Here is a 20,441-nt window from a genome sequence, read left to right as displayed (position 1 = left end):
GGGAGAGGAACGTTGACCACCAACACGGTGAGACCCCCCGACACGGGGAGACCTGAGAAGCGCACGATCCGGCGCGGCACCAACCTGCCGCGCATGGGGGACTTCAACGAGTCCGTGATCCTGGATGCCATTCGCCGGCACCCGGCGGGCCTGAGCCGGGTCGAACTGGCGCAGGCCACCGGCCTGTCCGCGCAAACGGTCTCGAACATCACACGCCGGCTGCTCGACCAGGGCGTGGCCCGCGAGTCCGGAAAGCAGAACACCGGCAGCGGCAAACCCCGCACGCTGCTCGAAATCGTCCCGACGTCGCGCTACGCCGTGGGAGTCCACCTCGACCCCGCCGTGATCACCTGCGTTCTGGTGGACCTCCTCGGCACGGTCGTGGGCCATCGCAGCAAGCGCACCCCCAGTGGCGGCGACACCGACGGGACCGTCGCGGACATGGCCGCCTCGGTGCGCTCGCTGGTGGCCGAGTCGGGGATCGAAGACGAACGGGTCCTGGGCCTGGGCATCGCCGCGCCGGGGCCGATAGACGCGTCCGCCGGCTGGGTGGTCGACCCGCCGGAGCTGCCCGGCTGGGGACGCTATCCGCTGCGCGACCGGCTCAGCGAGGCGACCGGACTTCCCGCTCTCCTCGACAAGGACGTCACGGCCGCCGTCGTCGCGGAGCGCTGGGCCGGGGCGGCCACCGAGAGCCGCAACCTGCTCTTCTTCTATCTCGGCACCGGCTCCGGGATGGGGCTGGTCGTCGAGGACACCGTGCTGCGCGGCGTCTCCGGGAACGCGGGCGAGGTCGGCGGGCTCGGCGCGGCCTGCTCCACGCGGACACTCGTCGACGAGGCCATCGCGCTGGGCGTTCTCGGCGCCGAGTACACCGTGCTGGATCCGGCCGACGCCCAGCGTGGTCTGGAGCGGCTGGCTGCGCTCGCCGCCGAGGGGGACGCACAGGCGGACGGCATCATCGAGCGCCTCGCCATCCGCATCGGCCGCGGAGTCTGCGCCGCGGGGACACTCCTGGACGTCGACACGATCGTCTTCGGCGGCCCGACATGGCTCCTGCTCGCGCACCGTCTTCTCGCGACCATCGAACCGATGGTCGCGCGGTCCCCGTTCGTCAGGGCCACCCACCCGACGACGGTCGTCACCACCACGCTCGGCGAGAACGTGGCGGCCGTGGGAGCCGCTTCCCTCGTCCTCGACCAGGCACTCTCCGCCCAGCCCAGGTCTCTGCTGCTGGGGTGACAGCGGGGCGGTCCGAAGGGCCCGCGGTGGCCGTGGGCCGCACCGGTCAGCTCGCCCTGATCATGTCCGCGCACTTCTCGCCGATCATCATCGTCGTGATGCACGGATTGACCGACGGCAGGAACGGCATCACGGACGCGTCCGCCACCCTCAGCCCGGTCACCCCCTTCACCCGCAACTGAGGGTCGAGCGGCGAGTCGGCGTCGTCCACCGCCCCCATCCGCACCGTGCCGGCCGGGTGGTACACGGTGTTGTGCGTCTTACGGATGTACTCCAGCAGCTCCTCGTCGGACAGGGCGTCCGGCCCCGGCGCCAGCTCCTGCCCCTTCCACTCCGTGAGGGGCTCCTGCGCCGCGATCTCGCGGGCCAGCCGCAGGCCGTACGTCATCACCCGGATGTCGTGCTCGTGGGTGAAGTAGCGCGGATCGACCTTCGGCTTGTCCCTGAAGTCGCGCGTACGCAGCCGGACGGTGCCGAGCGACCGGGCGCGCGTGACGTTCGGCGTCAGACAGAAGGCGTTGTCGGAGGTCGGGTAGCCGCGCCGGTAGGTGTTCATGTCGAAGGGCACCGAGCCGTAGTGGAACATCAGGTCCGGCCGGTCCAGGCCCGGTTCGGTGTCGGCGAAGATCCCGATCTCCCACCACTGCGTGGACCTGGTGACCATGGGCTGCCGCGCCTCCCACATGATCACACCCTCCGGGTGGTCCTGGAGGTGCGACCCCACTCCGGGGGAGTCGACCCGTACGTCGACACCGCTCTCCCGCAGATGGCGGGCCGGACCGATGCCCGACAGCATGAGCAGCTTCGGCGAGTCGATCGACCCGCAGGAGACCACGACCTCACGGCGCGCCGCGACGGCGCCGCTGTGCACCGTGTCCGGTTGCAGATACTCCACGCCCGTGCAGCGCCGCCGATCGGTGGTGTCGTCGAACAGCAGCCGCTTCGCCTGGAGGCCGGTGCGCACCTCCAGATTCGGCCGTCTGCCGAGGATCGGGTGCAGATACGACACCGAGGCCGACGAACGGGTCCCGTCCGGGCGCGAGTTGATCTGGAACCAGTGGGCCCCGCGCAGCACCGTCCGACCCGTGTTGAACGGTGTGGTGGGAATGCCCGCCGCCGCGCACGCCTCCAACAGGGCAGTGCCGCAAGGGTCGTTGGGCGGGATCGTCATGATGTTCACCGGGCCCGATCGGCCGTGGTGGTCACCGGGCGCGTCGTTGGTCTCCAGCCGCTTGTAGAGCGGGAAGCACTCGGCGGCGCTCCACCCGGTGCAGCCGAGGGTGCCCCACTCGTCGAGATCCTCCGCGGGTGCCCAGAAGGCGATGCACGAGTTGTGCGAGGAGCAGCCGCCGAGGACCTTGGCGCGGGCGTGCCGCATGAAGTCGTTCCCGTTCTCCTGCGGTTCGATCGGGTAGTCCCAGTCGTAACCGGACTCCAGCAGCTCCATCCACCGTTCGAGCTTCAGGACGTTGTCGTCGCCCACGTCCGAGGGACCCGCCTCCAGTACGCAGACGGTGACGCCGGGGTCCTCGGTCAGACGCGCGGCGACGACGGCCCCGGCGGTACCACCGCCGACGACGACGTAGTCGAACTCGGCCGCGGGGCGTGCTGTGGACATCGCTTCTCCAGGTGCAGGGTTGTGGGGGATGGCGGCTACTCGGCGGGCTCGGGGGGAGGCTCGGCGGGTGTCGTCGGGTCGGACGCCTGGAAGCGGTGCTCGGCGAGGACCCCCGTCTTGCGCCGCTGAACGAACCAGTAGTAGGCGAAGCCGCCGCCCGCGACGATGCCGACGAAGAGGAAGGCGCCCCAGCGCAGATACCAGTGCTGCGGGCCGGTCGCGTTGTACACCGCGGCGCGCGGCCAGGCCAGGTTGAGCGACATCGCGCCGCCCCAGACGACGGCGAGGATGTTGACGGGCAGTCCGAACCGCCCGAGCGAGAAACTGCCCTCCATCGGCTGCCACTTACCGCGCAGCCGCCTGATCAGCATGGGGACGGTGACCATCAGATAAGCCACGTAGATCATGATGATCGCGATGCTCGTGATCACCGAGAAGATCTGCGGCTGGTTGATGTTGACGACCAGGATCACGAGGCCCACGACACCGATCAGCACGGCGGGGATGACCGGTGTGTGGAAACGAGGGCTGACCCGGGCGAGCACCGATCCCGCCGGCAGGTTGTTGTCCCGCGCCATGGCGAACATCAGCCGGATGCCCGCCGCGTGGACCGCCAGTACGCAGACAGTGATCGCGATGACCACGCACCACAGGAAGATCTCGCCGATGGTCGACCCGAGCGTGCTGAGGACGACGAACTGGAGACCGTCGGTCGACAGCCGCTGGGACCCCAGATCAGGCACCGCCAGCAGGGCGAACAGGAGGATCAGCCCGCCGAGGAGGAAGGAGGCGACCAGTGCGCGCAGGATCGCGCGCGGCGCGTTGCGGCGCGGGTTGTGCGACTCCTCGCCGAGCGACGAGGCCGTGTCGAAGCCGTACATGACGTACGCGGAGGCCAGCGAGGCGGTGAGGAACGCGCCGAAGTACCCGAGGCTCTCGCCGGTCCCGTGTCCCTGGGTGTCTGTCAGCACGGTCTGGGGGCCGCGGGTGATGTGGACGGCCAGGAAGATGATCAGCGCGACGGCGGCGATCAGCTCGATGAAGACACCGGCCGAGTTGATCCGCGCCATGAGTTTGACGCCGAAGGCGTTGACGACGGTGGAGAAGAGGATGAGGACCGAACCGAGGAGCACGGCGTTGGCCGCGTCGTCGTACTTGCCGGTGCCGTCACCGATGAACTGGAACGTGCTGTCGATCTGCGGCAGCGTGACCTGGTACGCCAGCGCCACGGCCGACAGCGTCACCATGGTGGCGGTCATCATCATCCAGCCGCCGAGCCAGCCGACGTGCGGACCGCCCATGTTCTTGGACCAGTTGTAGATCGAGCCGGCGACCGGGTAGCGGGCGGCGAGCTCGCAGAAGCACAGAGCCACCATCAGCTGGCCGACGAAGACCATCGGCCAGGACCACCAGTAGGCCGGGCCGCCGAAGCTGACACCGAAGAAGAAGAGCTGGAAGGTGCCGGTCAGGATCGAGATGTAGCTGATGCCGGCCGCGAAGGTGTGGAAGTTGCCGAGGGTCCGCTTGAGCTCGGGCCGGTAACCGAGCGCGCCCAGCGCGTCGTCGTCGTCCTGGGTCTGGGTCCGGGCGGCGGGCTCCGGACCCCCGGGAGGTGACGGGTCCGCGCCGCCCGGCCCGGTCGGGTCCGGTTCCGGACCGGAGGGCGCACCCGGCGTACTCACTCGAACCACCCCTGAGGAGTCGGGGAGAGATTGCGCCACACGTGCTTGGCCTCCTGGTACTCGGCCAGTCCGGCTGGCCCCAGCTCACGCCCGAAGCCCGACTGCTTCATCCCGCCCCATTCGGCCTGCGGCACGTACGGGTGGAAGTCGTTGATCCAGACGGTGCCCGCCCGCAGCCGCGACGCCACGCGCTGCCCGCGCCCCACGTCCTGCGACCAGACCGCCCCGGTCAGGCCGTAGACGGTGTCGTTGGCGAGCGCGACCGCCTCGTCCTCGTCCCTGAACCGCTCGACCGTGAGCACGGGACCGAAGGACTCGTCACGCACCACCGACATCCCCGGAGCGCAGTCGTCCAGCACGGTCGGCGGATAGAAGAACCCGTTGCGCAGTTCCGGGTCGGTGGGGCGCTTTCCGCCGCAGCGCAGTACGGCGCCTTCGGCGAGCCCGGCCGCCACGTACGCCTCGACCTTGTCGCGGTGCGCCGAGGAGATCAGCGGCCCGGTGCGGGCGTGCTCGTCGAACGGGCCGCCCATCGGGATCCTTTTGGCGCGGCGTACCAGCTCGTCCACGAACGTGTCGTGAGCGTCGTCCTGGATCAGCAGCCGCGCGCCGGCCGAGCAGACCTGCCCGGAGTGCAGGAACACCGCCGTCAGCGCGTAGTCGACGGCGCTGTCGAAGTCGGCGTCCGCGAAGACGATGTTGGGATTCTTGCCGCCGAGCTCCAGGGCGACCTTCTTCACCGTGGGCGCGGCGGCCGCCATGATGCGGCGGCCCGTGACCAGCCCGCCGGTGAACGACACCATGTCGACACGCGGGTCCTCGGTGAGCGGCGCGCCGGACGTGGCACCGGCGCCGAGGACGAGATTCGCCACGCCGTCGGGCAGCCCGGCCTCGGTCAGCAGCCGCATCAGCATGATCGCCGTGTGGGGGGTCAGCTCACTCGGCTTGAGAACGAAGGTGTTGCCGGCGCCGAGCGCGGGAGCCACCTTCCAGGAGGTCTGGAGGAGCGGATAGTTCCACGGGGTGATCAGCGCGCAGACGCCGACCGGTTCGTGCACGACGCGGCTGTCGACGCCCGCGTCGCCGGTGTGGACGATCCGGTCGGTGCCGCCGGCGGCCGTCAGGTTGCCGAAGTAGCGGAAACAGTTCGCGATGTCGTCCATGTCGTACTCGCTCTCGACGAGCCGCTTCCCCGTGTCCAGGGACTCGGCCTGCGCGAAAGCGGCCTTGTCCCGCTCCAGCAGCTCGGCCACGCGCAGCAGCAGCCTGCCCCGATCGGCGGACGGGGTGCCCGGCCAGGGGCCACGGTCGAAGGCGTCACGGGCGGCCTCGACCGCGGCGGCCGCGTCCTTCGGGCCTGCCTCGTCCACCGTGGCGACGAGTGTGCCGTCCGCCGGGCAGCGGATCTCGCGGACCTGACCGCCGGCGGCGGCGGTCCACTTGCCACCGATGAACAGCTCCGGCATGGCGGACTCCTCGGGATCGGACGAGCGGGGTGCCGCGAGAGCGGAATGTGGCGCTCTATCAACAGAGAGTAAGGAGCCTGGGCCGTGTCCGCCTTCCGGGAGACACCGGAGGGTTTGCCGGGGGCCATGGCCGGCGCTTTGGGGGTGTCGGGCGTGCCTGCCCGAGGGCGGGGTCCGCGGTCGGCCGCCGTCCGGGGTGGTCACCGGGGGCGGCGCCGCGTCATCCGTAAGGAGGCGGCTCCGCACCCGGGAGGGCGCGGGTTCGGAAGAGGCGGCCGTCCCCTTGTTCGTACCGGCACCGAATCGAGGTCGGTAGGTCGGTACGGAGACGGCGGCACACGCGGGCGGCAGCGCCCGGCGCACGGGTTCGGAAGGGCGGCCGTCCCGTCGTCGTGCGGCACCCCGCCGGTGTCCGCACGACAACGGCGGCACCCGCGGGCGCCCGCACCGTCGTCGTATCGGACGAGTGGGGGCCGTGCGGCCTCGGTCCGGCGCGGGGTTCCGGGTGCGGCATCCGTCCACCGCACCCGCAACGCCCCGCCTCAGGCCTCCGGCCCGACTCCGGCCAGTGCCGACGCCGGGTCGGGGGCCGGCGGGCCGGCGGGGGCCCAGCGGGAGCCGATCCTGCGGTACGGCCACCAGCGGCCGTCACGGCCGTAGCGGAGCTGAGTGTCCGCCCCCACCACGGTCCAGCGGGCCGCCGCGCCCGCGCGCAGCTGCGGGCGTTCGCCGCCCTCCCAGGCCTCCGCCAGGTCCGCCTTCGCGCGCGCCAGCACCTCGGGTTCCGGGTGCCACTCGTCCTCCAGCACGGCGAGGGCGGCTGTGCCGCCGTGCCGCCAGGCGTCCACCGCCAGTTCCAGTTCGGCGCGCTGCCGGCCCGTGCCCCCGGCGAGCCGTACCGCGATCAGAGGGTCGCAGGACGAGGCCGCCAGCCGGACCGCGTCCTGACCGGGCGTCAACTCCACGTCGAGCGGCTGCCGTTCGTGCCCGGAGGACAGCGCTTCTCTCAGCAGCCGCAGCGCGCGCGACGCCGCGTCGGCCGCCAGGAACTCCAGGGCGTCCGCGTCGATCCCGGGCGGCGGCTCGGCCTCCGTGTCGAGGGACGGCGGCAGGCCGGGCTCCTCCGGCACCGGCGGGGGCGGCGGCAGCGGCGGAAGGATGTTCCGTGCCCCGAACGCCTCGTCCGCGCGTACGCCCTCCGGCTCCTCAGTGGTCGCTCCGTACAGCTCCCCGTCCGCGCCCTCGGCGGGAGTCTGGCGCGTCCGCGCGGCCCGCGCCGAACGCACCTGCAACTCGTCGAGCAGCTGCCGCTCGCCCCGGCCCCGCATCAGTAGGAGGACGAAGGGATCCTTGTCCAGCAGACGCGCCACCTGATAGCACAGCGCTGCCGTGTGCGGGCAGAGATCCCACGCGTCGCAGGCGCACTCCGGCTCCAGATCGCCTATGCCGGGCAGCAGTTCGACCCCCGCCCCCGCCGCGTCCTCCACAAGATGCGGCGGCATGTCCCGGTCCAGCAGCGCCGCGATATGGCCCGCGCGCTCCACCGCCATGTCCAGGAACCGGTCCCACTCCTCGGCACTGAGCTGCTGCAACAGCACGTCGCTGCGCTGAGCCGTGCCGTCCCTGTCCCGTACGACGGCGGTGATCCGCCCGGGTCGTACCGAAACCGCCCCGACCGCCCCCTCACGGGCCTGCCTGCGCCCCTTCTTGAGCTGCTGCGAGTCGAGCGCGGTGTCCTCCAGCGCCTTCAGCCACGCCCGTCCCCACCAGGTCTCCGCGAAGGCACGGCCCGCCGCGGGCGGCAGGGCGGCGAAGGTGCGCTCGTCCCCGCCGTCCGTACCGCGACCGCCGCCGCCACCACTGCCGGCTCCGGTCATCGCGCACTCCCTCGCAGCTCGACCAGATCGGCGAGCTCGTCGTCGGTCAGTTCGGTCAGTGCCGCCTCGCCGCCGGTGCCGAGGACGGAGTCCGCCAGGTGCTGCTTGCGTGCCAGCATGTCGGCGATGCGGTCCTCGATCGTGCCCTCGGCGATCATGCGATGGACCTGCACCGGCCGGCTCTGGCCGATGCGGTACGCGCGGTCCGTCGCCTGCGCCTCGACGGCCGGGTTCCACCAGCGGTCGAAGTGCACGACATGCTCCGCGCGAGTCAGATTGAGACCGGTGCCCGCCGCCTTCAACGACAGCAGGAACACCGGGACCTCACCCTCCTGGAACCGCCGCACCATGGCTTCGCGCTGCTGCACCGGTGTGCCGCCGTGCAGGAACTGCGTCGGGACGCCACGCGCGGCCAGATGCTGTTCGAGGAGCCGCGCCATCTGTACGTACTGGGTGAAGACGAGCACGCTCGCCTCCTCCGCGAGGATCGTGTCGAGCAGTTCGTCGAGCAGTTCGACCTTCCCCGAACGCCCCGCGATGCGCGGCGAGTCGTCCTCCTTGAGGAACTGCGCGGGATGGTTGCAGATCTGCTTGAGCGACGTGAGCAGCTTCATGACGAGGCCACGGCGTTCCATGCCGTCGGCCGCCTGGATCGCCGCGAGCGTTTCGCGTACGACGGCTTCGTACAGTCCCGCCTGCTCCGTGGTGAGGGACACCGCCCGGTCGGTCTCGGTCTTCGGCGGCAGCTCCGGCGCGATCCCCGGATCCGACTTGCGCCGCCGCAGCAGGAACGGCCGTACCAGCGCGGACAGCCGCTCCGCCGCCCCCGGATCGCCGCCCTCCACCGCCTGCGCGTAGCGCGTGCGGAAAGTGGCGAGCCGGCCGAGGAGGCCCGGCGTCGTCCAGTCGAGGATCGCCCACAGCTCGGAGAGGTTGTTCTCCACCGGAGTGCCGGAGAGGGCGACGCGGGCCTTGGCGCCGATCGTGCGCAGCCGGCCGGCCGTCGACGAGTACGGATTCTTCACGTGCTGCGCCTCGTCGGCGACGACCATGCCCCACTCGGCGCCGGCGAGCTTCGGCGCGTCCAGACGCATCGTGCCGTACGTCGTGAGCACGAACTCGCCGTCCTGGAGGGCGTCCAGGCTGCGCGACGCGCCGTGGAAGCGGCGCACCGGTGTGCCGGGCGCGAACCGCTCGATCTCGCGCTGCCAGTTGCCCATCAGCGACGTCGGGCAGACCACCAGGGTGGGACCCGCCGCCGACTCGTCGCTCCGGCGGTGCAGATGGAGGGCGATGACCGTGATCGTCTTGCCGAGACCCATGTCGTCGGCGAGACAGCCGCCGAGACCGAGCGAGGTCATCCGGTGCAGCCAGTTGAGGCCGCGCAACTGGTAGTCGCGCAGTGTCGCCGTGAGGGCCGCCGGCTGGCCGATCTCCTGGTCCGTGCCCTCCGGGTCGGCGAGCCGGTCGCGCAGCGCCGCGAGCCAGCCCGAGGCCTGTACCTCGACCCGGCGCCCGTCCACCTCGGTGGACCCGGTCAGGACTGCCCCGAGCGCGTCGACGGGCGTGAGCTTGCGGTCCTGGCTCTCCCGGGCGCGTTTGGCCTCCTCGGGGTCGATGAGGACCCACTGGTCGCGCAGCCGCACGACCGGGCGTGTCGCCTCGGCGAGCCGGTCCAGTTCGGCGCGGGTGAGTTCCTGGTCGCCCAGCGCGAACCGCCAGTTGAAGGCGAACAGCGCGTCTGCGGACAGGAAGGACGGCAGGTCCGAACCGCTCCGGCCGAAGGCTCCGCCCCCGCGCGTGTCGTTCTCGTCGTCGGTGGCTCCGCCCGGCGTGTCGCCGGACGGGCCGATGACGGCGCGCGCCGTCAGCTTGCGCGCCAGCGCCTTCGGCCAGTGCACCTGGACACCGGTGGCGGCCAGTGCTCGGGAGGCCTCACCGAGCAGTTCGGTGACCTCCTCGTCCGCGAGGTCGATCGCGTCGGGCACCGTGGCCGACAGAAGCGGGGCCAGCGGCGGCCAGGCGCGTGCGGCGCGCCTGAGGGCCAGCAGGGCGTCCATCCGGGCCCGGGGGCCGAAAGCGTCGCCCGAGCCGTCCACGGCCCCCGTACCGGCCCACACGTCGCCCGCGTCGGCGACGACCGTGGGGTCGCTGACGCTGTGCATCTGCAGGACGGCGCGGAACGCCGTGGCCGACCCGAGGGCGTTCCCGTCCGGGGAGCCGTCGGCGGCGTTGTGGTCCGGCACGGCGGCCAGGCCGGGCAGTTCGACCCGGAGCGACAGCCGTACGCCCGCGTCGTGCCCGGCGGCCACGTCGGCGGCCCAGCCGCGCAGTTCGGGCAGCCTGTGGGGCTCCGGCGCGGCGAAGGCGGGCGATCCGGCGGCGATCGGCGCGGCGGGCGTGCGTACGAGACCGTCGGCGACCGCGTCGAGGAACTGCCGCAGCAGCCGTTCCGGCTCGGGGAGCAGGAGCGGGCCGGTCGCCGTCGCGTCGAGCGGTACGGCGTGCGCGCTGGGCGGCATCGAGGCCGCGAGCGCGCGGATGCGCTCCAGATCGTCGGCGGCGACGGGTCCGGCCCGCCAGGCGTCATGACCGGCCGCCGAGAGGCCGGGCAACAGCCTGCCACGCGCGGCGAGTTGCAGCGCCAGCAGTGACGCGGCGCCCCAGAAGGCCGCCGCGGGCGACGCGTGCGCGGCGGCCCTGGCGCGGGTCAGCACCGGCAGCGCGTCCCGTACGGGCAGCGACAGCGCCGGAACGGTACGCGGGCGCACGTCGTCGCCGACGACGGTCAGTTCCTCGACGGGCCGGTCGGGCAGAGCGGCGCCGTCCGGGTCCCAGAAGGCGATCCGGCCGGCTCTGGCCGGGTCGGCGGGCAGGAACAGCGCGTCGCAGCGGGCGAGTTCGGCGATCTGGGAGGGCGTAGCCGCAGGGGGCCTGTATACGGCGATGATACGTTCCTCAAGTTTGACTAGTGAAGGTGGAGGCGGCCGAGGGTACCTCGCCGCGGTCGCCCGCGGACGGCCCCGGACGGTGACAAGAATCATGGGTCACCTCCGGGGTGTAGGCAGCACCACCCCCTCGGTCGGGAGTAGCCCCCCATTCGCTCCGGGTGTTGGCCGCATGGCTTTGAAGGCCCAACTCCGCGTAGCTTTCTCCCGGTCGGCGCGATCAAGCTTCAACCGCGCCACTCGAACGGCCTCACAGACCTGCCATTTTTCCACCTAAACGATCTACACGATCGTCGGCCTACAGACCGGAGACCGACATGCCCCAGGCCCCCGCAGAAGTCGCGGAGACCACCACCCCCGGCCCCGCGGCCGCCCGCACAGGCGGCAGCGACTTCGCGCCCCTTCTGCGGACGGTCAGGGAGCAGGGCCTCCTCGAACGGCGGACCGCCTGGTACGCCCGTGACATCGCCGTCAACCTGATCGAACTCGCGGCGATCGTGACCGGCCTGGTGCTGATCGGGGACTCCTGGTGGGCGCTGCTCCTGGCCCCGGCGCTGGCGCTCGTGTCGGCCCAGATGTCGTTCATCGCGCATGACGCCGGCCACGCCCAGATATTCTCGACGCGCGGTAAGAACCGCGCCGTACAGCTTTTCCACGCCAATCTTCTGCTCGGAATGAGCCAGGACTGGTGGAACGACAAGCACAACCGGCACCACGCCAACCCGAACCACCTGGAGAAGGACCCGGACGTCGGCGCCGACATCCTCGTCTTCGCGCAGCACCAGACCGGAGGCCGCAAGGGTTTCCGCCGCTGGCTCACCCGCCACCAGGCCGTGATGTTCTTCCCGCTGACCACCCTGGAGGGCATCGCCCTCAAGGTGTACGGATTCCAGTCCGTCTTCTCCCGCACCACCAAGCGCCAGACCCCGCGCGAGCGCCTCCTCGAAGGCTCGCTGCTCGTGATCCACGTCGTCGCCTACCTCGCGCTCCTCTTCACGACGCTCAGCGTCGGCCAGGCCGTCGTCTTCCTCCTGATCCACCAGATGATCTACGGCCTCCACCTGGGCATGGCCTTCGCGCCGAACCACAAGGGCATGAAGATCCCGACCGAGGAGGAGTTCGCGAGCTGGGGACATCTGCGCCGGCAGGTCCTCACCTCCCGCAACATCCGGGGCGGGTTCTTCACCGACTGGTTCCTGGGCGGTCTGAACTACCAGGTCGAGCACCACCTCTTCCCGAGCATGCCCCGTCCGCACCTGCGGCTCGCCCAGCCGGTGGTCCGCGCGTACTGCGACGAGATGGGCGTCACCTACGTGGAGACGGGCCTGGTCGACTCGTACCGGCAGGCACTCGGACACCTGCACGAGGTCGGCGCCCCGCTGCGCGCCGCTGCCTGACCCCCGCGGTACGGATCGCCGCTCACCGGCGCATCGGACACGCGGAGACCGCATAGTGGAACTGGCGGACGTTCGCGAGCGTTCTATCTGCAGTGAGCGGCTTCGGCCGCGAAGGAGGCGTCGAAAATGTCGAGTAGGGCAAAGATCGCTGTCGGGGGAGTGGCCGTCGGTCTTCTCCTGATCCCATTCATCGGATTCTGGATGTCGCTGCTGGTGGTGCTCGGCGTGCCCGCCGTGGCCTATCTGATGCTCGACCCGTCGCAGCGCCGTCGGCTCAAGCGCATAACGCGCAAGGAGATCGGCCGCTGACCCCGCGCTGACCCGCGGCACAGCCCCCGTACACATACCGGACCCGGTTGCGGTCCCGCGGCGGTACGGGGGCCTTGTGAGGCGCCGGGACGGTCAGGACGGGCGAACAGCGATCCTGTCGAGCGCTTCGAGGAGCTTCGGCAGCTCTGGCCCGCGGCCGACCGGCAGCACCTCGTTCGGTTCGTCGTCGAGCAGGATGTAGGCGATGTCGTCGGTCCTGGCGACGAGGGACCAGCCCGGGCCGTCGGCCCGCAGCATGCGGGCGCCGGCGGGCGCGAAGCCGGAGCGGATCCGGCCCGGCGGAGGCGATGACTCCAGGTAGCCGCGCAGCTCCTTCAGGACACGCCGTACCCCGTCGTGGAGAGCATCCGTGCCGTCGAGTTCCCCGCCGTCCCGCGTGGTCGCCGATTCGGTCTTCTCCTCGGCGGGCTCGCCCGCGTCGCCGTCTCCGTCCTTGACGGAATCCGTACGCGCGTCGGCGTCCGCGGCCGCGTCGGCAGCCGCGTCCGCCCGATGCCGCTCGTCCTCGGAGTCGAACTGTTCGCGCCAGGCTTCCCACTGAAGCGCGATCTCGTCCGCGCCCAGACGGCGCTGGGCCGCCCCCCAGCTCGTCGTGTCCGGCGGCGCGAGCGGTCTTGCCCCGTCGTCGTCCACTCCCGGCTCCGGATCGGGGTCGTGCGGCGCGGGGATGCCCGGCGCCGCGACGGAGAGGGCCAGCGGCCAGCCCGGAAGCGCCGCGACCACCGTGCGTTCGTCGGGGGACAGGTCGTATTCCATGCCGCAGTCCCACGCGGCGATGGCGACGGCCACCAGCGACACGTCGTCGACGGCCACGGTCCAGCGCGCGCCGCCGCCGTCCTGGCCGAGCACCAGACCGTATCCGCGGTCGTACGGCTCCAGCCCGAGAGCCGCGCACGCCTCGGGGAAGTCGTCGCCGAGCACGCTGGGGAACTGCGCCGGTGTCAGCAGCACGGCCGACAGCACAAACAGCGCGTCCTCATCGGCGGATTCGTCCGTACCTGTCACGGCACCTACCCATCCGAACGGTCGTGTCCGATCAGTCGTCGGCGCACCTTAGCCAGTCGGCCGCCCGGCCGTCGAGAGGTCGGAGGTCACCCGCGCGCGTCGGACCCCTCCGTCACACGGCGGGCAGCCCCAGGAGGCTGCGTGCCACCTTCTCGGGCGACTCGTCCCGCTCACGCGCCAGCGCTATCACCGCACGGCACGCCAGCTCGCTGACGCCGAAGGACAGCGCCTCCGGGGAGACCCAGCCGGACGCCTCGTCCATCCGGTCCTGGTCGTCGTCTGCGGTCGCCGCCACGTAGGAGGCTGCCGCCTCGAACAGATTGGGCTGCCGCGTCCGGGTACGGGGGGACGCGCCAGGCTCGGTGACCGGTGTGGCGGTCCGGCTCGGTACGAGCAGCCGACGCAGCTTGTCGAACATGGTCCGTCCACCTTTCGCGCATCCCTCGGGTCCCCCGCCTTCTACCAAGGTTGGATACCCGTTCACGCGACGGTGCACTCGGCGCGGCCGTCCGGGGTACGCGGCCGACGCGGGTGTCCCGGCCGGCTCAGTCCTCGCGTACGGCGAGCGCGAGGAAGCGGGCGTCCTCGTCCACGTACGAGACCAGCCGCCAGCCGGCCCCGGCGAGCAGGGGACGCAGCATGCCCTCGGCCCGCAGGTCGTCCGGTGTGAGCTGCCGCCCCTGCCGGGCGGCCAGCGCGGCGCGTCCGATCGGGTGGAAGAGCGCCAGACGGCCACCAGGCCGTACGACCCTCGCCAGCTCCCGCAGATCCGTCGCCGGCTCGGGCAGATGCGCGATCAGTCCCGCGGCGAAGACCGCGTCGAGGGAGTGCGCGCGCAGCGGCAGGCGCGCCACGTCCGCGCGCAGCAGGACGCCGGCCGCGTCGCGACCGCTCCGTACGGCCGCCGCGAGCATCTCGGGGGTGAGATCGGCACCCAGCACCGTGCCCCGTGGCCCCACGACGTCGCGCAGGGCCGTCAGCGCCCTCCCGGTGCCGCAGCCCGCGTCCAGGACGCTGTCACCGGGACGCAGGCCCATCCCGGCCGCCGCGGCGGCGTAGGCCGGGCCGTCGTCGGGGAAGCGCGCGTCCCAGTCCGCCGCGCGGGCGCCGAAGAATTCCTGTACGTGCGTGTGGTCATGGCCCATGGGGACATGATCCCCCGCCACCTGTCGCCCTCGCCCCGCCCGCCGTGGGGGCGAGGCGTACCCATGCGCGCCCCGGGTACCCGGACGGCCCCGCGCCCCGCGTTGCGGGGCCGCCCGTACCACGCGAGTGTCGGAGAAACCGAGTCAGAGGAGGACTGTCCCATGCCCATCGCCACGGTCGATCCCGCCACCGGCGAGACCCTCAAGACGTTCGACGCCATGGGGTCCGACGAGATCGAGCGGCGGCTGGCCACGGCTGCCACCGTCTTCGACCGGTATCGCCTCACGGACTTCGGCCACCGGGCCACGATGCTGAACCGGGCGGCCGACCTCCTTGAGGAGGATCAGGACGAGATCGCCCGCACCATGACCACCGAGATGGGCAAACCGATCGTCGCCGCACGCGCGGAGGCGGCGAAGTGCGCCAAGTCGATGCGCTGGTACGCACGGCACGCGAGTGAACTGCTCGCCGACGAACACCCGTCGGACGCCGACGTGAAGGACTCGGGCGCCGCGCGCGCGTACCTGCGCTACCGCCCGCTGGGCGTCGTGCTGGCGGTCATGCCGTGGAACTTCCCGCTCTGGCAGGTCGTACGGTTCGCCGCGCCCGCCCTGATGGCGGGCAACGTCGGTCTGCTCAAGCACGCGTCGAACGTCCCCCAGACCGCGCTGTATCTGGGCGACCTCTTCAGGAGGGCGGGTTTCCCCGAGGGCTGCTTCCAGACGCTGCTCGTGGGGTCCGGCGCGGTCGAGGGCATCCTGCGCGACCGCCGGGTGGCGGCGGCGACCCTGACGGGCAGCGAGCCCGCGGGGCGTTCCGTCGCGGCCGTCGCGGGCGACGAGGTGAAGCGGACCGTACTCGAACTCGGCGGCAGCGACCCGTACATCGTGATGCCGTCGGCGGACATCGACCGGGCCGCGCGGGTCGCGGTGACCGCCCGGGTGCAGAACAACGGGCAGTCCTGTATCGCGGCCAAGCGCTTCATCGTGCACGCCGATGTCTACGACGCGTTCGGTGAACGCTTCGTCGCCGGGATGCGGAGGCTGAGGGTCGGTGACCCCATGGACGAGTCCACGGACGTCGGCCCGCTCTCCAGCGAACAGGGCCGCGCGGATCTGGAGGAACTGGTGGACGACGCGGTCAACCGTGGCGCCATGGCCCGCTGCGGAGGGCGGCGTCCGGACGGGCTCGACCGCGGCTGGTACTACGAACCCACCGTCCTTACGGACGTCTCCGCCGACATGCGCATCCACCACGAGGAGGCCTTCGGCCCGGTGGCCACCATGTACCGCGTGGCCGATCTCGACGAAGCGGTGGGCGTCGCCAACGACACACCGTTCGGGCTGAGTTCCAACGTGTGGACGCGCGACGACCAGGAAGCGCGGCGCTTCGTGCGCGATCTCCAGGCCGGCGGTGTCTTCTTCAACGGGATGACCGCCTCCCACCCCGCGCTCCCCTTCGGCGGCGTCAAGCGCTCCGGCTACGGGAGGGAGTTGTCGGCACACGGGATCCGCGAATTCTGCAACGTCACGACCGTCTGGCACGGTGCCGAACCGGACGGCAACGGCTGAGGGGCCGACCGGCTGTGCCCTTGAACACCCCCTGTTTGCCCGGGGTGTTCAAGGGCACACGCAGTTCGTGCTTCGGACAGGAGGCACGTCCGTGGAGCGGCGTGCCGCTCCGGGCGTCGCCCGGCTGCCGGCCGTGCGCTCCCCGGGCGACGACGGCCGCGTCGAGCGAGGAGCTGAAGAGCATCATGACCCCTCGGGTGATGGCCTACCGGGTGCGGCACGAGGACGTCCCCGACACCTCCGAGGCCTTCGAGCGGGCCGCCCGGCTGCCGGACGGGCCCGAGAAGCACCGGACGCGCGGGGAGATCGTGTGCGCCTGGCTTCCGATGGCCGACCGGCTGGCCGGCCGGTTCAGGCACCGGGGTGAAGCGCTGGAGGATCTGCGGCAGGTCGCGGCGATCGGACTGGTGAAGGCCGTGGAGCGGTACGACCCGCACCGCGGCACCGCGTTCGAGAGCTTCGCCGTGCCCACGATCACCGGCGAGCTCAAGCGGCACTTCCGCGACCGGCTCTGGTCCGTCCATGTGCCCCGGCGTGTGCAGGAGTTGCGGGGCCGTGTGCGTGACGCCCGCGACGAACTGGCCCAGCGGTACGGGATGCTGGCGCCGACGGTCGAGGAGATCGCCCTGCACTCGGGAATGACCGAGGACGACGTGGTCACGGGCGTCGAGGCGATGGACTGTTTCAGCGTGCTGTCGCTCGACGCGAGCCTGTCCTCCCCGGAGGAGGGCCCCACCCTCGGTGACTCCCTCGGCGCCTGGGACGAGGCGCTGGACAGGGTGATAGACCGCGAGTCGGTCAAGCCGCGGCTGCGCCGGCTTCCCGACCGGGAGAAGAGGATCCTCTATCTGAGGTTCTTCCGCGGGATGACGCAGAGCAGCATCGCCGAGGATCTGGGCATCTCGCAGATGCATGTCTCGCGGCTGATCAACGACTCGTGCGCCCGCATCCGCAGGGATGTGATGCGGGACGCCGCGTAGGCCGGTGACGGGGTGGCGCGCGGCCCGTGGGCCGCGCCCAGGTCATCGAAGCGCCGGACGGGTGTCCGGCGCCTGAGGACGCCCCCGCGGGTCAGGGCGGTGTCACACTCGATCCGCCCTGCCGCGGGATCCCGGTCCCGGTGCCCGATTCGTGGCCGTACTGCTCCGCCTGCATCCGGAACATCGAGGCGTATCTGCCGTTCGACGCCAACAGGCTCCCGTGATCGCCCTGTTCGACCAGTCGGCCCTCGTGCAGTACGTAGATGAGATCCGCGTACCGCACACCGGACATCCGGTGCGTGACCAGGACGACGGCACGCCGTTCGTTCGCCAGCCTCCGGATCCGGTCGAAGGCCGCGATCTCCGCTTCCGGGTCGAGGGCCGATGTGGGCTCGTCCACCACGATCACCTGGGCGTCCCGGTAGTGCGCGCGGGCCAGGCCGAACTTCTGCCACTGCCCGCCGGACAATTCGGAAGCCCCCCGGAAGACGCGGGCCAGCAGGGTCTGGAAGCCGTTCGGCAGAGTCTCGGCGATCAGGTTCGCACCCGAGTACCGCGCCGCCGCCTCCAGATCGCCCTCGACGGCGTCCGGTCGGCCGATCTCGATGTTCGCCGCCGCCGTCACCGGCCACCGCTCGAAGTCCTGGGTGAGCAGTGACACCCGGTCGAAGATCTGCTCGCGGTCCGCCTCGGCGATGTCGACGCCGTCCCATGCCAGCCGCCCGCTGTCGGGGAGGTGAAGCCCGGCGAGCAGCTTCACGAGCGTGCTCTTGCCGGAGCCGTTCTCGCCGACCAGGGCGACCACCGAGCCCATCGGGATCGCCAGGGACAGCTCCGTGAGCGCGGGCGTCTCCCGGTCCGGATACTTGAAGGAGACGCCCTCCAGGGTGATCGCCTTCGTCGGATCGGGGATCGGGAGCCCGCCGGACGGGATCGACCGGTTGGCGGCCTCGGCGAGGAACCTCTCCATGTCGCGTACGTACAGAGACTCCTCGTGCAGCGAGTTCGTCGTCATCACGAGAGCGCCCAGGCTCGCCGAGCCCGTGCGGACCGCGACCACCGCGGTGCCCGCGACGGCCAGGTCCATCCGTCCCGACATGATGAGCCCCGCCATCGTCCCGTACGTGAGGAGCGCGGCCACTCCCGACAGGGCGGCGGCGAGCAGTTCGGTGACGGCCTTGTCCTTCGCCAGCCGCGTCGCCTCGGTCTCCGCGCTGTCGGCCATGTTGCGGTAGTGGCGCAGGAGGAAGGGGCCAACGGCGTGCACCCGGATCTCGTGCGCCGCGGAGCGGGAGGTGAGCAGTGAGGCGATGAGTCGGCTGGCGCGCAGATGCTCGACCCAGGACATCACCGACACGTACCGCCGCTGGGAGACGCGCATCGCGCCCCAGCCGCGCGGTGCCGCGATCAGCAGGAGCATCGGCAGCAGCAGCGGGTGCAGCACGGTCAGCACACCGCCGACAGCGAGCAGCGAGATGATCCCGTTCATGGTGGCGACGCAGGCACCGATCATCTCCCGCGACGAAGGCGGGCCGAATTGCGCCGTGTCGATGAGACGACGGAACTCGCCGTCCTCGATCGCCTCCAGCTCCACCCGTGCGGCGGCGCGTAAGTACTGCTCGTTCGCGGCTCGTTCGACCTTCGGCTCCAGCCGGCCCGCCGCCGAGGTCGACCACGACGCGAGGAGCGCGCCCGCCACCGCGACCAGGGCGCCGGTGATCAGGGCGGGTATCGCGTCGGAGACACGGTCGGCGGCGCTCCCGTCGGCCAGGAGTGAGCCGAGCACGGAGTTGACGACCAGCAGCCCGAGCGCGGCCGTCAGCCCCTGACCGGCTTCGGCGATGCCGACGGTCACCAGCGCCGGCCGGTCGGTTCGCCAGGCGAGCCGCAGGGTGCCCGCGACCATTCGCGGCATCGCGCGCACGGCCGACAGCAGGCTGAGTTCGAGCGGGGCCCACTCGTGGTCGGACCAGCCCCTGTCGTAGCGGAGCGGTCCGCCGAACAGTTCGCGTTCGCTGTCCGACACCACGCTCTCGGCGGGCTTGGGACGCTTCAGCAATCTCACGCCGCGCCACCCCCGGCGTCAACGCGACACATCGAGGGCCGGGCGCGGACACAGGGTCTCTCGAACGTGAGGTGAACGGCGGAAGGCAGGGAGGCAAGCTTCATGGGTCCTCCAGGAGCGACGTCGATGTGCCGGGCGTTGGATGAACGCTGCTGATCAAGCGGTCGTAACGGGGGGAGCGGTGCGAATTCTCGCCGGAGGAGTCCGAGTTGACGGCGGTGACAGGACGACGTCCGGGAAAGTGGCCGTAATCCTGTGTTCGTTTCAGTCACGTCTCACAGGTGACCCGATCGAGGGAGTGCGTTGCGGTGGTGAATTGACACAAGGAGCGACTCGGCGCCGGACGCTGTGGAGGGGAAGCGATCTGTCGTCGGAGGTGGGGCAAGGAGTTGCGAAGGCATATGGCGGCACGGTTGGTGATCGTTCCGAATGACGGGAACGGCCGGTTCCGTGTGACGCTCCCACCCCGCTGGACCGCTTGCCCGTGAGCATCCGGTGCGCGAGGCTGGGCGACCGACGGGGAGATACGGGGCACAGGGCGCGGTACCTGTCTGAACGGGGAGAGTGGACATCAATGGCGTTGGAAGACGGACTTGACTGGCTTCTGGAGGATCTGACCGGTCGGGTCGAGCCGATACGGCACGCGCTTGTGCTGTCCAACGACGGGCTGGTGACGGGCGCGAGTTCCGGCCTGGCGCGTGAGGACGCCGAGCATCTGGCGGCGGTCTCGTCCGGTCTGCACAGCCTCGCGCGAGGATCCGGCCGGCATTTCAACGCGGGCAAGGCGCGGCAGACCATGATCGAGTTCGATGAGGCGCTGCTGTTCGTGACGGCCGCCGGGGACGGCAGTTGTCTGTGTGTGCTGAGCGACGCGGACGCGGATGTCGGTCAGATCGCCTATGAGATGACTCTGATGGTGAACCGCGTCGGCGAGCATCTCGGTATCGCGGTCCGGCAGTCGGCGCCCACGCACTCGACGGTCACGGACGCCTGAAGCCCCGGCCGGGGGTGCGATGCGAGGGCCCGTCCGGGAGTCTGGATGAGTTATCCACAGGGCGAGCGGGATTCTTGACCCGGAGATACAGTTGTCACCGAGAGTAGTCAATCACTCACG

15 protein-coding genes are annotated in these 20,441 nt (G+C 71.2%); 6 read left to right on the top strand and 9 right to left on the bottom strand.

The genetic code is table 11. The features are described from left to right. Nucleotides 1–93 precede the first annotated feature (93 nt). Nucleotides 94–1,242, top strand: a complete 1,149-nt coding sequence (locus IEY79_RS11035; RefSeq protein ID WP_189107222.1) for an ROK family transcriptional regulator — start codon at nt 94–96, stop codon at nt 1,240–1,242. Between the two features lie 46 nt (nt 1,243–1,288). On the opposite strand, the gene IEY79_RS11030 is transcribed toward IEY79_RS11035, so the two are convergent. The 5 genes from IEY79_RS11030 to IEY79_RS11010 all read right to left on the bottom strand — a co-directional run bounded on the left by IEY79_RS11030 (nt 1,289) and on the right by IEY79_RS11010 (nt 10,929). After that, nucleotides 1,289–2,860, bottom strand: a complete 1,572-nt coding sequence (locus tag IEY79_RS11030; protein ID WP_189107221.1) for a GMC family oxidoreductase — start codon at nt 2,858–2,860, stop codon at nt 1,289–1,291. A 35-nt stretch (nt 2,861–2,895) separates the two neighbouring features. Continuing rightward, entirely contained in the window at nt 2,896–4,542 is a 1,647-nt protein-coding gene (locus IEY79_RS11025) for an APC family permease (protein ID WP_189107220.1), read from the bottom strand. Further along, the gene (locus IEY79_RS11020; RefSeq protein ID WP_189107219.1) at nt 4,539–6,008 is read right to left on the bottom strand and encodes an aldehyde dehydrogenase family protein; all 1,470 of its coding nucleotides are present in this window, start codon (nt 6,006–6,008) and stop codon (nt 4,539–4,541) included. Before IEY79_RS11020 ends, IEY79_RS11025 begins: the two co-directional genes overlap by 4 nt. A 542-nt stretch (nt 6,009–6,550) precedes the next feature. Then, on the bottom strand, nt 6,551–7,885 hold the full coding sequence (locus IEY79_RS11015) for an SWF or SNF family helicase (protein WP_189107218.1): 1,335 nt from the start codon (nt 7,883–7,885) through the stop codon (nt 6,551–6,553). Then, entirely contained in the window at nt 7,882–10,929 is a 3,048-nt protein-coding gene (locus IEY79_RS11010; protein WP_189107217.1) for an SCO1167/SCO6262 family helicase, read from the bottom strand. Before IEY79_RS11010 ends, IEY79_RS11015 begins: the two co-directional genes overlap by 4 nt. Before the next feature lie 221 nt (nt 10,930–11,150). On the opposite strand from IEY79_RS11010, the gene IEY79_RS11005 reads away from it, so the two are divergent. Beyond that, nucleotides 11,151–12,230, top strand: a complete 1,080-nt coding sequence (locus IEY79_RS11005; RefSeq protein WP_189107216.1) for a fatty acid desaturase family protein — start codon at nt 11,151–11,153, stop codon at nt 12,228–12,230. A 126-nt stretch (nt 12,231–12,356) separates the two neighbouring features. Further along, a complete protein-coding gene (locus tag IEY79_RS11000) occupies nt 12,357–12,539 on the top strand; it encodes a tail-anchor membrane protein (RefSeq protein ID WP_189107215.1) in 183 nt (60 codons plus the stop codon). A gap of 93 nt (nt 12,540–12,632) precedes the next feature. Here IEY79_RS11000 and IEY79_RS10995 read toward each other — a convergent pair whose 3' ends face one another. The 3 genes from IEY79_RS10995 to IEY79_RS10985 all read right to left on the bottom strand — a co-directional run bounded on the left by IEY79_RS10995 (nt 12,633) and on the right by IEY79_RS10985 (nt 14,710). After that, complete coding sequence (locus IEY79_RS10995; protein ID WP_189107214.1) at nt 12,633–13,565, bottom strand: hypothetical protein; 933 nt, start codon at nt 13,563–13,565, stop codon at nt 12,633–12,635. A gap of 112 nt (nt 13,566–13,677) precedes the next feature. Continuing rightward, the gene (locus IEY79_RS10990) at nt 13,678–13,983 is read right to left on the bottom strand and encodes a hypothetical protein (protein WP_189107213.1); all 306 of its coding nucleotides are present in this window, start codon (nt 13,981–13,983) and stop codon (nt 13,678–13,680) included. A gap of 127 nt (nt 13,984–14,110) precedes the next feature. Then, nucleotides 14,111–14,710: a class I SAM-dependent methyltransferase gene (locus tag IEY79_RS10985; protein WP_189107212.1), complete on the bottom strand. Its 600-nt coding sequence runs from the start codon at nt 14,708–14,710 to the stop codon at nt 14,111–14,113. A 162-nt stretch (nt 14,711–14,872) separates the two neighbouring features. On the opposite strand from IEY79_RS10985, the gene IEY79_RS10980 reads away from it, so the two are divergent. Together IEY79_RS10980 and IEY79_RS10975 are read left to right on the top strand one after the other, a co-directional pair. Further along, nucleotides 14,873–16,282, top strand: a complete 1,410-nt coding sequence (locus IEY79_RS10980; RefSeq protein WP_189107211.1) for an NADP-dependent succinic semialdehyde dehydrogenase — start codon at nt 14,873–14,875, stop codon at nt 16,280–16,282. A 185-nt stretch (nt 16,283–16,467) separates the two neighbouring features. After that, the gene (locus IEY79_RS10975) at nt 16,468–17,262 is read left to right on the top strand and encodes a SigB/SigF/SigG family RNA polymerase sigma factor (protein WP_189107210.1); all 795 of its coding nucleotides are present in this window, start codon (nt 16,468–16,470) and stop codon (nt 17,260–17,262) included. A gap of 91 nt (nt 17,263–17,353) precedes the next feature. On the opposite strand, the gene IEY79_RS10970 is transcribed toward IEY79_RS10975, so the two are convergent. Further along, the gene (locus tag IEY79_RS10970) at nt 17,354–19,327 is read right to left on the bottom strand and encodes an ABC transporter ATP-binding protein (protein WP_229700802.1); all 1,974 of its coding nucleotides are present in this window, start codon (nt 19,325–19,327) and stop codon (nt 17,354–17,356) included. Nucleotides 19,328–19,901: 574 nt separating this feature from the next. Between IEY79_RS10970 and IEY79_RS10965 the strand changes: the two genes are divergently transcribed. Further along, nucleotides 19,902–20,321, top strand: coding sequence for a roadblock/LC7 domain-containing protein (locus IEY79_RS10965; RefSeq protein WP_189107209.1), 420 nt, complete (start codon nt 19,902–19,904; stop codon nt 20,319–20,321). The last annotated feature ends 120 nt before the right edge of the window (nt 20,322–20,441 follow it).

The organism is Streptomyces camponoticapitis (genome assembly GCF_014646115.1).
GTDB classification, from domain to species: domain Bacteria; phylum Actinomycetota; class Actinomycetes; order Streptomycetales; family Streptomycetaceae; genus Streptomyces; species Streptomyces camponoticapitis.
Note: the sequence above shows the minus strand (reverse complement) of the source record. Positions and strands in the feature narration are given on the sequence as shown.

Excerpts from the sequence above, each read along its gene's own strand:
- IEY79_RS11035 (WP_189107222.1), top strand. The coding sequence starts at position 94 with ATGGGGGACTTCAACGAGTCCGTGATCCTGGATGCCATTCGCCGGCAC.
- IEY79_RS11030 (WP_189107221.1), bottom strand. The coding sequence starts at position 2,860 with ATGTCCACAGCACGCCCCGCGGCCGAGTTCGACTACGTCGTCGTCGGC.
- IEY79_RS11020 (WP_189107219.1), bottom strand. The coding sequence starts at position 6,008 with ATGCCGGAGCTGTTCATCGGTGGCAAGTGGACCGCCGCCGCCGGCGGT.
- IEY79_RS11015 (WP_189107218.1), bottom strand. The coding sequence starts at position 7,885 with ATGACCGGAGCCGGCAGTGGTGGCGGCGGCGGTCGCGGTACGGACGGC.
- IEY79_RS11010 (WP_189107217.1), bottom strand. The coding sequence starts at position 10,929 with ATGATTCTTGTCACCGTCCGGGGCCGTCCGCGGGCGACCGCGGCGAGG.
- IEY79_RS11005 (WP_189107216.1), top strand. The coding sequence starts at position 11,151 with ATGCCCCAGGCCCCCGCAGAAGTCGCGGAGACCACCACCCCCGGCCCC.
- IEY79_RS11000 (WP_189107215.1), top strand. The coding sequence starts at position 12,357 with ATGTCGAGTAGGGCAAAGATCGCTGTCGGGGGAGTGGCCGTCGGTCTT.
- IEY79_RS10990 (WP_189107213.1), bottom strand. The coding sequence starts at position 13,983 with ATGTTCGACAAGCTGCGTCGGCTGCTCGTACCGAGCCGGACCGCCACA.
- IEY79_RS10985 (WP_189107212.1), bottom strand. The coding sequence starts at position 14,710 with ATGGGCCATGACCACACGCACGTACAGGAATTCTTCGGCGCCCGCGCG.
- IEY79_RS10980 (WP_189107211.1), top strand. The coding sequence starts at position 14,873 with ATGCCCATCGCCACGGTCGATCCCGCCACCGGCGAGACCCTCAAGACG.
- IEY79_RS10975 (WP_189107210.1), top strand. The coding sequence starts at position 16,468 with ATGACCCCTCGGGTGATGGCCTACCGGGTGCGGCACGAGGACGTCCCC.
- IEY79_RS10965 (WP_189107209.1), top strand. The coding sequence starts at position 19,902 with ATGGCGTTGGAAGACGGACTTGACTGGCTTCTGGAGGATCTGACCGGT.